This window comes from Achromobacter pulmonis (genome assembly GCF_002885955.2).
Classification (GTDB): Bacteria; Pseudomonadota; Gammaproteobacteria; order Burkholderiales; family Burkholderiaceae_B; genus Achromobacter; species Achromobacter pulmonis_A.
This window is the reverse complement of sequence record NZ_POQS01000009.1, coordinates 207,365-220,821: the sequence shown is the minus strand read 5'-3', so window position 1 is coordinate 220,821 and position 13,457 is coordinate 207,365. Positions and strand designations below refer to the sequence as shown.

At 69.1% G+C, this 13,457-nt stretch carries 15 protein-coding genes; 9 read left to right on the top strand and 6 right to left on the bottom strand.

The annotated features are described in order from the left end of the window. Nucleotides 1-24: 24 nt before the first annotated feature. Nucleotides 25-945: a DMT family transporter gene (locus tag C1I89_RS29640; protein WP_102775844.1), complete on the top strand. Its 921-nt coding sequence runs from the start codon at nucleotides 25-27 to the stop codon at nucleotides 943-945. Further along, the gene (locus tag C1I89_RS29635; protein WP_102775843.1) at nucleotides 942-1,586 is read left to right on the top strand and encodes a LysE family translocator; all 645 of its coding nucleotides are present in this window, start codon (nucleotides 942-944) and stop codon (nucleotides 1,584-1,586) included. The genes C1I89_RS29640 and C1I89_RS29635 overlap by 4 nt, the downstream gene beginning before the upstream one ends. A gap of 10 nt (nucleotides 1,587-1,596) precedes the next feature. Here the strand turns inward: C1I89_RS29635 and C1I89_RS29630 are convergent, their stop codons facing one another. After that, complete coding sequence (locus C1I89_RS29630; RefSeq protein WP_102775842.1) at nucleotides 1,597-2,289, bottom strand: LrgB family protein; 693 nt, start codon at nucleotides 2,287-2,289, stop codon at nucleotides 1,597-1,599. Next, nucleotides 2,279-2,683 carry a CidA/LrgA family protein gene (locus C1I89_RS29625; RefSeq protein WP_102775886.1) on the bottom strand — a complete coding sequence of 135 codons (405 nt, stop codon included), beginning with the start codon at nucleotides 2,681-2,683 and terminating at the stop codon, nucleotides 2,279-2,281. The genes C1I89_RS29630 and C1I89_RS29625 overlap by 11 nt, the downstream gene beginning before the upstream one ends. A gap of 97 nt (nucleotides 2,684-2,780) precedes the next feature. Here C1I89_RS29625 and C1I89_RS29620 point away from each other — a divergent pair, with 97 nt between their 5' ends. After that, entirely contained in the window at nucleotides 2,781-3,647 is an 867-nt protein-coding gene (locus C1I89_RS29620; RefSeq protein WP_102775841.1) for a LysR family transcriptional regulator, read from the top strand. Between the two features lie 46 nt (nucleotides 3,648-3,693). Continuing rightward, nucleotides 3,694-4,581 carry an alpha/beta hydrolase gene (locus C1I89_RS29615; RefSeq protein WP_102775885.1) on the top strand — a complete coding sequence of 296 codons (888 nt, stop codon included), beginning with the start codon at nucleotides 3,694-3,696 and terminating at the stop codon, nucleotides 4,579-4,581. A 16-nt stretch (nucleotides 4,582-4,597) separates the two neighbouring features. Here C1I89_RS29615 and C1I89_RS29610 read toward each other — a convergent pair whose 3' ends face one another. Beyond that, nucleotides 4,598-5,071 carry a multidrug/biocide efflux PACE transporter gene (locus tag C1I89_RS29610; protein WP_102775840.1) on the bottom strand — a complete coding sequence of 158 codons (474 nt, stop codon included), beginning with the start codon at nucleotides 5,069-5,071 and terminating at the stop codon, nucleotides 4,598-4,600. 110 nt (nucleotides 5,072-5,181) lie between these two features. On the opposite strand from C1I89_RS29610, the gene C1I89_RS29605 reads away from it, so the two are divergent. Then, nucleotides 5,182-6,045 carry a LysR family transcriptional regulator gene (locus C1I89_RS29605; RefSeq protein ID WP_102775884.1) on the top strand — a complete coding sequence of 288 codons (864 nt, stop codon included), beginning with the start codon at nucleotides 5,182-5,184 and terminating at the stop codon, nucleotides 6,043-6,045. A 79-nt stretch (nucleotides 6,046-6,124) separates the two neighbouring features. Here C1I89_RS29605 and C1I89_RS29600 read toward each other — a convergent pair whose 3' ends face one another. Further along, nucleotides 6,125-6,937, bottom strand: coding sequence for a ChbG/HpnK family deacetylase (locus C1I89_RS29600; protein WP_102775839.1), 813 nt, complete (start codon nucleotides 6,935-6,937; stop codon nucleotides 6,125-6,127). A 36-nt stretch (nucleotides 6,938-6,973) separates the two neighbouring features. Here C1I89_RS29600 and C1I89_RS29595 point away from each other — a divergent pair, with 36 nt between their 5' ends. Then, entirely contained in the window at nucleotides 6,974-7,369 is a 396-nt protein-coding gene (locus C1I89_RS29595; RefSeq protein WP_102775838.1) for a GtrA family protein, read from the top strand. On the opposite strand, the gene C1I89_RS29590 is transcribed toward C1I89_RS29595, so the two are convergent. Next, nucleotides 7,323-8,912 (bottom strand): ArnT family glycosyltransferase, encoded by a 1,590-nt coding sequence (locus tag C1I89_RS29590; protein ID WP_102775837.1) that lies wholly within the window; start codon nucleotides 8,910-8,912, stop codon nucleotides 7,323-7,325. The two genes, C1I89_RS29595 and C1I89_RS29590, sit on opposite strands and share 47 nt — an antisense overlap. A 1-nt stretch (nucleotide 8,913) precedes the next feature. After that, nucleotides 8,914-9,966, bottom strand: a complete 1,053-nt coding sequence (locus tag C1I89_RS29585) for a glycosyltransferase family 2 protein (protein ID WP_102775836.1) — start codon at nucleotides 9,964-9,966, stop codon at nucleotides 8,914-8,916. 162 nt (nucleotides 9,967-10,128) lie between these two features. Here C1I89_RS29585 and C1I89_RS29580 point away from each other — a divergent pair, with 162 nt between their 5' ends. The 3 genes from C1I89_RS29580 (at nucleotide 10,129) to C1I89_RS29570 (ending at nucleotide 13,454) form a co-directional block, all read left to right on the top strand. Continuing rightward, nucleotides 10,129-10,620, top strand: coding sequence for a GNAT family N-acetyltransferase (locus C1I89_RS29580; protein WP_102775835.1), 492 nt, complete (start codon nucleotides 10,129-10,131; stop codon nucleotides 10,618-10,620). Between the two features lie 126 nt (nucleotides 10,621-10,746). Further along, nucleotides 10,747-11,955, top strand: a complete 1,209-nt coding sequence (gene gltS, locus C1I89_RS29575) for a sodium/glutamate symporter (protein ID WP_102775834.1) — start codon at nucleotides 10,747-10,749, stop codon at nucleotides 11,953-11,955. A gap of 2 nt (nucleotides 11,956-11,957) precedes the next feature. Continuing rightward, nucleotides 11,958-13,454 carry a TAXI family TRAP transporter solute-binding subunit gene (locus C1I89_RS29570; RefSeq protein ID WP_102775833.1) on the top strand — a complete coding sequence of 499 codons (1,497 nt, stop codon included), beginning with the start codon at nucleotides 11,958-11,960 and terminating at the stop codon, nucleotides 13,452-13,454. Nucleotides 13,455-13,457 lie beyond the last annotated feature (3 nt).

Sequence of the window (13,457 nt, the reverse complement as noted above, 5' to 3'; positions counted from 1 at the left end):
GAAAACCTGCAACTGGTGGCGCCCATGACCCGTCCTGCGTTCTATCCCTCCTCCCCGGCCGCCGCCAAGGCGGCCGGCCCCGTCTGGGAGGGCTACGCCTATGGCTTCCTGGGCGTGCTGGTCTTTTCCCTGACGCTGCCCATGACGCGGCTGGCCGTGGCCGAACTGGACCCGCTGCTGATCGGGCTGGGCCGGGCGCTGGTGGCGGCGGTGCCGGCCGTGGCGCTGCTGTGGCTGACGCGCGCGCGGCGGCCGAACCGCGAGGAATGGCCCGGCGTGATCCTGGCCGCGCTGGGCATCGTGGTGGGCTGGCCGCTGGCCTCCTCCTTCGCCATGCAGACCGTGCCTTCGTCGCACGGCGCAGTGTTCAACGGCCTGCTGCCGCTGTCGACGGCGGCCTTCGCGGCGCTGCGCAGCGGCGAGCGCCCGTCGCCGGCATTCTGGGCCTGGGCCCTGCTGGGCGCCGCGCTGGTCACCGCCTACGCCCTGCGCCAGGGCCACGGCACGCTGTCGCTGGGCGATCTGTGGCTGCTGGTGGCGGTGGTGCTGGGCGGCATGGGCTATGCCGAAGGCGCGCGGGCCTCGCGCACGCTGGGCGGCGGGCGCACAATATGCTGGGCGCTGGTGATCAGCGCCCCGGTCGTGGCGGCCCCCGTAGGCTGGATGGCCGCGCAGGCCAGCTGGCCCAGCCCGTCGGTCGTGCTGGCCTGCGCCTACCTGGCGTTCGGCTCGATGTTCCTGGGATTCTTCGCCTGGTATCGCGGCCTGGCCGTGGGCGGGATCGCCCGCGTGGGACAAGTTCAGTTGCTGCAGCCCTTTCTTACGGTGGTGGCCGCGGCAGCGCTGTTTGACGAATCCGTGGAAACGGCGACCTTCTTCTTCGCCGCCGCCGTGATCGTCGTGATCGCCGGCGGACGCCGCGCCATAGTCAGGACCCCTAAATGAATCTGCTCCCTTCCCAATGGGCCGACGTGCCCCTGATGTCGCTGTCCCTGCTCGGTCCGCTGGCCATGTTCGCGCTGGTCAGCTCGATCACGCCCGGCCCCAACAACGTGATGCTGGCGTCCTCGGGCCTGAACTTCGGCTTTCGCCGCAGCATGCCGCACCTGCTGGGCGTGAACCTCGGCTTCACGCTGATGATCTTCCTGGTGGGCGTCGGGCTGGGCTCGGTGTTCCAGCAGATGCCGCAGCTGTACACCGTGCTGAAGTACGTGGGCGCGGCCTATCTGCTGTACCTGGCCTGGAAGATCGCCAATTCGGGCGCCATGGAGGACGGCGAGGTGCGCGGCAAGCCTTTCACGTTCCTGCAGGCCGCGGCCTTCCAGTGGGTCAACCCCAAGGCATGGGTGATGGCCGTGGGCGTGGTGGCCACCTACACGCCGCAGAACAGCTTTTTCGCCAACCTGGTCATCGCCACGCTGGTCTGCGGCATCGTCAACCTGCCCAGCATCGGCATCTGGGTCACCTTCGGCACGGCGCTGCGCCGCGTGCTGCACCGGCCCTGGGCGATCCGCGCCTTCAACATCAGCATGGCGCTGCTGCTGGTGGCCTCGCTGTATCCGGTGGCCCTCGAACTGGTGCACTAACCCTGCCGGACTAGGCCCGCAAAGCCACCACCACGGCCGGCGTGACCAGCACGTTGAACAGGCCCGCCATCACCATGACCAGGCCGGCCACCGCGCCCTCGTCGGCCGCCAGTTCGCGGGCCTTGGCGGTGCCCGCGCCGTGGGCGCCCATGCCGAACAGCGCGCCGCGCGCCAGGGCCGAGCGCAGCGGCAGCCAGCGGCGCATCAGCTGGCCGATGGCCGCGCCGAACACGCCGGTCACGATCACGAACACCGCGGTCAGGTCGGGCATGCCGCCCACGTGCGTGGACACTTCCACGGCGAAAGGCGTGGCCACCGAACGCGGCAGCAGGCTCAGCCGGAGGTCGGGCGGCAGGTCCAGCAGGCTGCCCAGCATCCACGCGCTGGCACCGGCCACCAGGCTGCCGACCGCGACGCCGGCGGCCAGCACCGGCCAGTAGCGGCGGATCAGCACGCGCTGCTGGTAGAGCGGCAGCGCGAACGCCACGATCACCGGGCCCAGCATCGCCATCAGCCAGTGCGAGCCGGCCATGTAGTCGCGATAGCCGGTGTGCAGCGCGATCGCCAGCGCCAGCAGCAGGGCCGGCGCCACCACCAGCGTCGAGGTGCACCAATAGGCGTAACGGCGGTAGAACAGCCGGGCGCCGGCGTAGGCCAGCACCGTCGCCGCCGGCCAGAACAGCAGATTGAAATCAACCGGCATGGCGGTTCATCCAGCGGTAGCAGAGGTCTATGGTCAGCGCCGTGCCCGCCATCACCAGCACGGTGCCCAGCACGATGACGGCCAGCAGCTTCAGCCCCAGCAGCCCGAGGAATTCGCGGTGGTCCAGCAGCGACATGACGGCGGGAACGAAGAACAGCAGCATTTCGCCCAGCAGCCAGCTGGCGCCGCGGTGCACGCTGCGCACCGGCAGGCGGCGCGTGGCCAGCAGGAGCAGCACGATGGCCATGCCGATGACCGCGCCCGGTATGGGCAGCCCCAGCCACCCGGCGAGCGCCTGGCCCAGCCAGGAAAACAGGACGATCAGGCAGATTTGGAGGACGCGGCTGCGGCGCAGGGCGCTGCGCGCGAGGATGGAATAACGGGACAAAAACATCGGCAGGACTTCCAGCGGCATGCCTATGTTTTACGCCAGCGCGCGCCATAGATAAAATGAATTCATTGAATCCACCGTATTCCAATCAGGCATAACCATGGAACTGCGCCCCCTGCGCGCGCTGGTCGAGGTGGTCCGCCAGGGCGGTTTTTCCCAGGCGGCCAAGGCCGTCTACGCCACCCAGCCCACCGTCAGCAAGGCGGTGCGCCAGCTCGAGGACGAGCTGGGCATGCCGTTGCTGGACCGCCACGCCCAGCCGCCGCGGCTGACGGCCGCCGGCGAAATCGTCTACCGCCGCGCGCAGGCCATGCTGGCCCAGCGCGACGACCTGTACGCGGAGCTGGACGAACTGAAGGGCCTCAAGCGCGGCGTGCTGCGGCTGGGCCTGCCGCCGCTGGGCAGCAGCACGCTGTTCGCGCCGCTTTTCGCGCGCTTTCGCAGCCGCTATCCGCAGGTGGAAATCAGCCTGGTGGAACACGGCAGCCGGCGCCTGGAGGAAATGGTGATGGCCGGCGAAATCGAGCTGGCGGCCTCGCTCAAGCCGGTGCCCGAGCATTTCGAATGGCAGCCCGTGGCGCGCGAGCCGCTGGTGGCGCTGATGCCCGCCGACCATCCCAGGGCGGGCGCCGCGTCGGTCAGCCTGCGCGAGCTGCGGGACTCGCCTTTCATCCTGTTCGAGACCGGCTTCGCACTCAACCGCATCCTGCATGACGCCTGCCAGCGCGCCGGCTTCGCCCCCACGATCGCGGCGCGCAGCAGCCAGGTGGATTTCATCGTGGCGCTGGTGGCGGCCGGCCTGGGCGTGGCCTTTCTGCCGCGCCTGAAGGCGCGCGAGGAACTGCATGCCGGCGTGGCCCGCGTGCCGCTGCGCGACGCTGGCACGGACTGGGAAATGGTGCTGGTCTGGCGCCGCGGCGGCTATCTGTCGCACGCCGCCCAGGCCTGGCTGGCGCTGACCCGCTAGTATGCTGATGCCGGAACCCCGCCGCCCTGCCCGGGTCATATCGTTCATGCCCGCACTATCCCGCCCCGCCCTGCGCCGACTGCTGGCCGCCGCCCTGCTCACGGGCGCCGGCGTGGTAGGCTGCACCCAGCTCGACTCCTGGCAACGCCAGACGATTTTCTCGCCCCAGGCCGAACCCCAGACCTGGTGGCGCGAGCCGGCCGCCGGCACCCAGGTATATGACCTGCCGCTGGCCGGCGGCGATCACGTGCGCGCCTGGTACTGGCAGAGCCCGCGGGCCGACGCCCCCACCGTGCTGTACCTGCATGGCGCGCGCTGGAATCTGAACGGCAGCGCCTTTCGCATCGAGGGCTGGACGCGCATGGGCTATTCCGTACTGGCCATCGACTACCGCGGCTTCGGGGCCTCGACCGCGTTGCTGCCTTCCGAGCGCACCGCCCAGGAAGACGCCATCGCGGGTCTCAAGGAATTGGCCCGGCTGCAGCCGGACCCGGCGCGCCGCTTCATCTATGGCCACAGTCTGGGCGGCGCGATCGCCATCGACCTGGCCGCGCGTCCGGAACAGCCGGACTTCGCCGGCCTGATCGTGGAATCCAGCTTCACCAGCATCGGCGCGATGCTGGCCACGCTGCGCTGGGGCAAGATGCCGGGCGCCGGCCTGCTGGTCACCCAGCCCTTCGATTCGGTGGAGAAACTGGCCAGCCTGCACACGCCCATGCTGTTCATGCACGGCACCGCCGACCGCGTCGTACCGCATACGATGAGCGACGAGCTCTACGCCGCCGCGCGCAACGTGGCGCCGGACCTCAAGCGCCTGGTGAAGATCGAAGGCGCCTCGCATTCGGGCGCCTTCCGCAGCGGCGCGCAGTACGAGACCGCCGTCGGCAGTTTCATGCGCGACGCCAGCCGCGCCTACCGCAGCCGCGCGGGCTGAAGCCGCGCCGGCGCGCTTACGCGCAGGGCGTCTGGCGCGCGACCGCGGCCGGCTCGTTGCGGCTCAGCCATTTCATGACGTAGGGACGCGAGCGGTCGTAGGCCAGGTTGTACAGAAAACCGTACGGCAGATAGAACAGCACCAGCGCGATGTCGAGCACGAAGGCCTGCCACAGGCTGATGCTCAGCCACCAGGCGGCCAGCGGGATCACGATCAGGATCAGGCCGATCTCGAAGCCGCAGGCGTGCAGCACCCGGACCCGCAGGTTGCGGGTCCAGCCGTAGTGGTTCTCGACTCGGTCGAATCCAGCGTTGTAGATCATGTTCCAGACCAGCGCGATCCAGGCGATCACGGCCGTCAGCACGCCCATCTCGAACAGGGATTTGCCCATGGCCCAGGCGGCCGCCGGCGCGCACAGGCCAATGGCCAGGACTTCGAACAGAAAGGCGTGGAAAAAGCGTTCTTTGAGGGATTTCTTGGCTTGCGTCATGACCCACCTGAGGTCGTTACTACAGAACGGAAGGGATTTTCTACGATATTTCCGGTACGATAAAGATGGTTTTCATCGGAAAAACCGATATCCATTTTGCCGGACATCCCATGCGCCATTCACTGGAATCCCTGGCCGCTTTCGCCCAGGTCGCCTCGGAAGGCACGTTTTCCGCCGCGGCCCGCAAGCTGGGCAAAAGCCAGAGCACCATCAGCGAAACCATCGCCAACCTGGAGGTGGACCTGAACGTGGCCCTGTTCGACCGCAGCCAGCGCCAGCCCACCCTGACCGAGGCAGGCCAGGTGCTGCTGGGGCAGGCCTTGCAGGTGCTGGCCGCCAACGATCGCCTGAACCGCAGCGCCAGCCAGCTGGCCGAGGGCCTGGAGCCCCGGCTCACCCTGGTGCTGTCCGATACGTTCCAGTCGGAAACCTTCGAGACCATGCTCAGCCAGATCGACCAGCGCTATCCGGCGCTGCGCTTCGAATGCCTGATCGCGGAATACGAGGACGTGGTGGCCCTGGTGCAGCAGGGGCGCGCGCACCTGGGCCTGATGGCCGCGCAGGATACCTATCCGCCCGACGTGGCCCACGCCACGCTGGCGGAACTGTCGGAGATCGTGCTGTGCGTGGGCCGCAACCATCCGCTGGCCAAGCTGCCCAGCGTCACCGAAGACCAGCTGAAGTCCGAGCGCGCGCTGCGCCTGAGCACCTTCGAGCTGGGCGACAAGGACACCGAGCCGGCCTATTCGACCTGGTCGGCGCCGGGTTATCTGATGCTTCTGGAAATGGCCAGCCGGGGTTTCGGCTGGACCGAGCTGCCGCGCTGGATGATCCAGCGGTTCGGGCAGGACCAGCTGACCGAGCTGAAGGCGCCGGGCTGGCCGCGCCACATCCGGGTCGATGCGGTCTGGTCGCGGCGCCGGGCGCTGGGGCCGGCCGGGGCGTGGCTGCTGCAGAGCCTGACTAGTGAGTAGGTTTTTTCTTTGTGGGGCGTGATGGGTTTCGCGCGCTCGATATTCGTGTTCTTGCCAAGGAATTTGCGCGCTGCAGCCATCACGCCCCAGCCGGCAACCGCGAAATATGCACGCCGTTGACGTTGAGCCAATCACCCAGCTTGGGGCTGGCCAGCACATCGAATTCGGCGCGGCGCTGGCGCGACATGGCGCAGCCGTCCTGGCTGGCCGCGGCCGGATGGCACATCAGCAGGTCGCAGTCGCGCGCGTTGAACAGCCAGTTCTGTAGCAGGCCGGCGTAGTGCCGCTTGCCGCCTTCGAAGCCGTAGACGCCCAGCAGCCGGCGATTGGTGCGCAGGCCGTCGGCGCGCGCCTCGCGCGCCAGCGCGGCCGCGCCCAGCGCGCCGATGATGCGGGCCTTGAACGCTTCACGCAGCGGGATGCCGCTTTGCATGCCGGGCGCGGTCTGACGCAGCCACGGCCGGTTCTCGCCATAGCGGCGCTTGAGCAGCAGCAACAGGCGCGCGCGGATGCCCGGCAGCTGGTGCACGTGCTGATGGCCGTCGACGTAATCGGGCGCGCGGCCGGTGGCGGCCTCGAAGGCGTCGAACTGGCGCTGCAGGCGGGCGTCGATCCAGGCGGCGTCCAGGCGTCCGGCGTAGGCGTTGAGGATCAGGCGGCCCAGCGCGGGCAGCGCTTCGGCGTTCGGGTCGAGTTGTTCGGTGAAGTTCACGTGCAGGCCGACGTCCACGTCCAGCGGCGCGAGCCGCCGCACGTGGGCGGCGAACGACGGCCCTTGCGACAGGCAGCTGACCGCGCTCAGGCGGCCCATGCCGGCCAGTTCGATCATGCCTTCATCGATATCGGCATTCATGCCAAAATCGTCCCCGCAGACCACGATACGTTTGCTCATCGCAATACCCCTTACTTCCATTTCGCCACGCTTTCCATGCGCGCCCTGCTGCAACAAGTAAGCACCTTCATTGCCGTCGGATGCGCCGCCGCCGCCACCCATTGGGCTGTCGCCGTGGGCTGCGTGGAGGCCTTCGGGATGCCGCCGCTGGCCGCCAACCTGATCGGCTGGCTGATCGCCTTCGTGGTTTCCTTCCTGGGCCACTATCGTCTGACGTTCCGACATTCGACTATTCCCTGGACAGTAGCAGCGCGCCGTTTCTTTCTCGTGTCAGCCGCCGGCTTCGCCATCAACGAAGCCGCTTACGCGTGGCTGCTGCACAGCACGGCCATCCGCTACGATGTCCTGCTCGCCCTGATACTGGCCGGGCTTGCCGTCGCGACCTTTATTGCAGGCCGGCTCTGGGCATTCCGCCACAGACCCGCTGCCTGAGGGCCGCGTCCACTTCCACCCGCCACATCATGTACTTCGCGCTGGTGACCGCGGGCGCCAGGCCTTGCAGCGGCAGATAGGCCTGATTGTCCGACGCGGTGCCCCATACCCAGTAGCGCGCTCCATCCGGCGCGCGGCACAGCCGCTGGTTGAATTCGGCCGCGCCAAGCAATACCTGCTCGCCGGTCTGCGGATCGAACTTGGCGGCGTCGTACAGTTCCTTGCGCCAGTTGTCGCGCACCGGCACCTCGGGATTGAGCCAGTCGTCCACCACCCACATCGGCCGCGGCGCCCGGGCGTACAAGGCCAGGTCGAACGGATAGGAGTGCAGGGACACGAAGGTGTCGCCCGGCCTGGCCTGCTCGCGCACCACCTTGGCCAGCGGGCTGGCGCTGCCGCGCGCATTGTGCGCGGCGATGCCCACCGCGATGACGCAGATGCCGGCGGCCACGGCCGCGCTCAGGCGGACCAGACGCTGCGTGACGGGCTCGGTCTCGCGGCGCCAGGCCGCCAGAATGGCTTCCGACAGCAAAAAGGCCAGCGGCGCCAGCACCGGCAGCACGTAGCCCACCAGCTTGGAATGCGGCAGCGAGAAAAACACGATCACGACGCCCAGCCACAACAGCGCGAAGCGCCTCAGGTCGCGCGCCGGGCCGTCGGCCCAGAACGACTTGCGCAGGATGGCGCCGCCCCACAAGGACCAGGGCAGGCTCAGCCCGGCGACCACCGGCAGATAGAACCAGAATGGCTGGGCGTTGTTGAAGCCGCCGGCGGCGAAGCGCTGGAAATGCTGGTAGACGAAGAAGTAATCGTAGAAGCCGGGATAGCGCAGCTGCATCAGCACGAACCACGGCGCGGCCAGCGCGATGAAAAGCAGTATCGACGGCGGCCACAGCAGCACGGCCAGGCCGCGCCAGTACCGCCTCCACGCCAGCCAGAGAAACAGGATCGCGCCCGGCAGCACCACGCCGATCAGGCCCTTGGCCAGCACCGCCAGCGCCGCCAGCGCGGCGGCGGCCAGCGACATCCGGCGCCAGGCCTGGCCGCGCTCGGCGCGCAGCACCGCGTCGGCCGCGGCCAGCAGGCATAGCGCGATCATGCCGGCGACCAGCATGTCCAGGTTGGCGAACTGCGCCCCGCCGTAGAAGAACGGCATGGTGGCGAGGATCAGCACGGTCAGCGTGGCGGCCGCCGCGTCGCGGTAGCGGCGCACGAAACCGTACAGCGCCGCCGCCGTGGCCCAGGCCGCCAGCCAGGACGGCACCCGCGCCGCCCACGGATGCACGCCGAAGACGGAAAAGGACAGCTCGGTCAGCCAGTAATAGAGCGGCGGCTTGTGGAAGTACGGCATGCCGTCCAGCAGCGGCACGGCATGCGAGCCGCTGCGCAGCATGTCCCAGGCGACGCCGGCGTAGCGGCCTTCGTCGGGCAGCGTCAGGGGCCTGAGCCAGGCCAGCCACGCCAGCCAGGCGCCGACGGCGAGCAGGAAGCGTCCTGCCGGCGGGGTCCAGTTGGAACGCCCCGGTTGCGTCATGGCGGACATGTCAGTGCGGGTCCTGGTCCGGATGGCAGGTGCGGCCCTGGCGGCGGCGCACCACGAACAAGGGGCGGCCCTTGACCTCGTCGAAGATGCGGGCGACGTACTCGCCCACCACGCCCAGGGAAATCAGGTTCACGCCGGCGAAGAACAGCACGGCGGTGACGATGGTGGTCCAGCCCGATACCGGATTGCCGGACAGCAGGTAGTCGGCCACGAGATAGGCCGCGTAGGCCAGCGCCATCAGGGCGAACGCCACGCCCACCAGGCTCACCAGGCGCAGCGGCCAGGTGGTGAAGGCGGTAAGCCCGTCCAGCGCCAGGCGGAACAGGCGCATGCCGCTGAAGCGGCTGTCGCCGTGCATGCGTTCGTCGGGTGTATAGGCCAGCGCCTCGCCCTTGAAGCCGACCCAGGCGTACAGGCCCTTCATGAAGCGCGTGCGTTCGGGCAGCGCGTTGAGCGCGTCCACCACGCTACGGTCCATTAGCCGGAAATCGCCGGCATGCGGCGGCACGTCCACGCCGCGCGCGCCGCTGAGCAGCTTGTAGAACCAGCGCGCGCCGCAGCGCTTGAGCCAGGATTCGTCGGCGCGGCTTTCGCGCACGGCATAGACCATTTCGGCGCCAGCGGCCCAGCGCGCCAGCATCTGCTCGATCAGGGCCGGCGGATGCTGCAGGTCGGCGTCCAGGCAGATCACCACATTGCCGGCGGCGGCCTCGAGGCCGGCGCTGAGCGCGGCCTCCTTGCCGAAATTGCGCGACAGCTGCACGTAGCGAAAGCCGGCGTGCTCGGTCCATTGCGCCATCAGCGCCTCGGTGCCGTCGGTGCTGCCGTCGTCGGCCACGATCACTTCCCAGCTGGAGCACAGCGCCGTGAGGCGGCTGCGCAGCAGGGGCAGCAGCACCCGCAGGTTGTCGCATTCATTCAGGCAGGGGATGACGCAGGTCACGCAGGTGTCGTACGGCACGTTGGCCGCCTGCGTCGACCAGAACGCTTCCACGGGAAACGATTTGGCCAGCACCTGGGCGGCTATGGGATCGGACCGGAATTGGATATGCATGGAATGCTGAACTCGGATTGCAGGACACTATGGCGGGCAGTATGCGCAGGGGCTCGTCGAATTTTCATGAAATGCCGCAAGCAAAGCGGGGACAGGTTGGCATCGCTACAATGCGCCCGATTCCAGTTTTTCCCGTTAGTCATGCAATACCGAGTCAGGCCCATGCTTGCCGGCGACGTGGACGGCATCCTCGCCGCCCAGACCCTGGCCTATCCCGATTTCCTGCTGGAGAGCGCGGCGTTCTTCCTCAACCGCCTGGCGCTCGCGCCTGCCCACTGCTGGGTCGCGCGCGCCGAAGGCGGCGACCTCCTGGGCTATCTGATCTCCTATCCCTGGGACGCGGGCCTGCCGCCGGCCCTCGACGTCGCGCTGACAGCGCTGCCGTCGAAGGCCGATCACTGGTTCCTGCATGATTGCGCGGTGGTGCCGCAGGCCCAGGGCCTGGGAGTCGGCCAGGCGCTGCTGCGCGCCGCCGCGGCGGCCGCCGGGCAGGCTGGCCTGCGCCGGGCCAGCCTGGTATCGCTGGAATCGGCGACCGGCTATTGGCGGCGCCACGGCTACGCGCCGATGGACGTCGCCGCGGCCGGCCTGGCCGAAAAGCTTGCCGGCTACGGCCCGCAAGCGCTTTACATGTCCCGCGCGCTGCCGCTGTAGCGCCGCTTCCGTCCCCCCATGTACAACGTTGCCGCCGCGGACGTAACATAAGCCGCACGTGTGTGAGGCGGCAGGGTTCCCGAAGCCGGAAATCTAACTGCGCCCCGACAGGGCGCAAAGGTATCTATGATCTCGCTTTCGCCCGTTCAATCACTCCTGGCCTGCTGCCTGGTGCTCGTCGTCGGACGGGTGCTCACCACCCGCATCGGGTTTCTTGCCCGCTACAGCATTCCCGATCCCATCGTGGGCGGCCTGCTTTTCGCGGTGATCGCCTACCTGCTGTCGACCTGGGGCGGAATCTCCGTCTCGCTCGAAACCAGCATCAAACCCACCCTGCTGCTGCTGTTCTTCGGCTGCATCGGCCTGACCGCCAACCTCAAGCTGCTGGCCAAGGGCGGCCCCAGGCTGATCGCGTTCCTGCTGGCCTTGATCCCGTTCCTGGTCCTGCAGAATGCCGTGGGACTGGGCATGGCTTGGCTGCTGGACATGCATCCGCTGATGGGCCTGCTGGGCGGCACCATCACGCTGGTGGGCGGGCACGGCACGGGCGCGGCCTACGCCACCCGCTTCGCCGACTTCAACAACATCCAGGACGTGATGGCGCTGGCCATGACCTCGGCCACGCTGGGCCTGGTGCTGGGCGGCGTGGTGGGCGGCCCGGTCGCGGAATGGATCATGCGGCGCCACAAGCTGGCCGGCAGCCTGGACCACGCGCCCGGCGACAAGCATGACGCCCCCGACCTGACCGAAGACCAGGGCCCGACCACCGCCGGCTCCTTCATCGTGTCGCTGACGGCCGCCTTCGTCGCGCTGGTGGTGGGCGGCTACCTGGCCGCGCTGGTCGAGGACGCCCCGGTCAGCCTGCCCAATTTCCTATGGTGCCTGGCCACGGGCGTGGTGATCCGCAACGGCGGCGAGCGCCTGGGACTGAAACTGGACGACCGCGTCACCGACATCATCGGCACCATCTCGCTGTCGCTGTTCCTGGGCATGACCATGATGACGCTGGACCTGTCCAGCGTGGCGCGCCTGGCCGGCCCGCTGGCCCTGATGCTGGTGGTGCAGACGGCGTTCTGCGCGCTGTACGCGGCCTGGGTGGTGTTCCGCCTGCTCAAGCGCGACTACGAAGCGGCCGTCATGTCGGCCGCCTTCTGCGGCTTCTCGCTGGGCGCCACCGCCACCGCCATCGCCAATATGCAGGCGCTCACGCGCCGCCACGGCCCCGCGCCGGAGTCCTTCATCGTGGTGCCGGTCACCGGCGCGTTCCTGGTCGACATCCTCAACGTGATCGTGCTGACCTCGCTGATCTCCTTGCCGTTCGTGGGAGGGATGTAAGCATGTTCAAACGTCTCATCCTCGTATTGCTGTGCCTGACGCTGGCCGCCTGCGGCCGCGCGCCGGACGCCGACGCGCTGCGCGGCGACGTCGAGCGCAGCCTGAACGCCGCCTATGGCGAAGGGCTGTTCCGGATCGCCGAACTCAAGCGCATGGGATCGGCCGTCGACAACGGCGCGCCCGCCGGCGAAACCCGCCGCGTGGTCTATTACGACGTCGCGCTGGACCTGGCCCGCGACGTCTCGCTGGGCGCCTGGGACCAGCCGGGCGCGGCCTCGCTGGTCACGCTGCTGGGCGCAGGTCCGCGCAGCATCAGCGGCGTGAAATCCGGCGGCAACCAGGCCGGCGACCGCATCGTGGCGCACGCCAGCGCGATCTACCGGCAGGACGGCCAGGACTGGAAGCTGGTGACGCCGGCCGGCTTCAAGGCGGCCCAGGCCCCCAGCCTGGACACCGGCGCGCCGCCGCCGGTCACGCGTCAGCTGCTCGACTCGCTGGACCAGATCACCCATTCCGTCGCCTACACCGGCTCCAGCACCGCCCAGCACGTGGTGCAACAGGAACTGGAACGATCGGTGGCGCGCATCAACGGCCGGCTGGCCCGCATGCAGCAGGGCTATCCGCTGGCCGGCGGCCCCGACCGCGGCGAATACGTGGCGTTCGCGCGCGCGCTGCGCGACGTGGCCCGCTCGCGGCAGGTCCGCGTCGCCCCGCTCATCACCGGCGGCGGCGCCGAGAACATCGCGCTGCTGCGCAGCGGCGACGCGGTGGTCGGACTGGCCCAGGCCGATACGGCGCGGCTGGCCTATGACGGCAAGGGCCCGTTCGCGGCCCAGGGGCCGTTCACCGGCCTGCGGGCGCTGGGCAGCCTGTATCCGGAACTGGTCCACATCGTGGTGCGCGACGACGCCTCGGTGCGCGGCGTGCGCGACCTGAAGGGCAAGACCGTCGCGCTGGGTCCGGAGGGCTCGGCCGTGCGGGCCACGCTGGAGGCGGTACTGGCCGCGCACGGGCTGCAGGCCGGACGCGACTACAAGGTCGCAGACACCCCGTTCGCGGCCTCGCTGCCGGCGCTGAATTCCGGCGCGGTCGACGCCGCCGCCCAGGTGATCGGCGTGCCGGCCACGCCGCTGCGCGACGCGCTGACCCAGGCCCGGCTGAAGCTGCTGCCGCTCGATCCCGCCGCCATCAAGGCGCTGACGGCGGCCGACAGTTCGCTGATGCCGCTGGACATCGTCGCCGGCACCTATCCCAACCAGGTCGAAGCGATCCCCACCGTCGGCATGGCCGCCCTGCTGCTCACCACCGCGGACCTGACCCGCGACGAAGCCCTGGTGATCGTGCGCGCCGTCTATTCGACCGGACAGGACCTGCTGGCCGCGGGATCGACCCAGGGCAGCCAGGTCTCCATCGCCACCGCGCGGCGCGGACTGACCGTGCCGCTGCACGACGGCGCCCAGGAGGGTCTGACGGAACTGGAGAAGGCCAAGCCGCGATGAGGC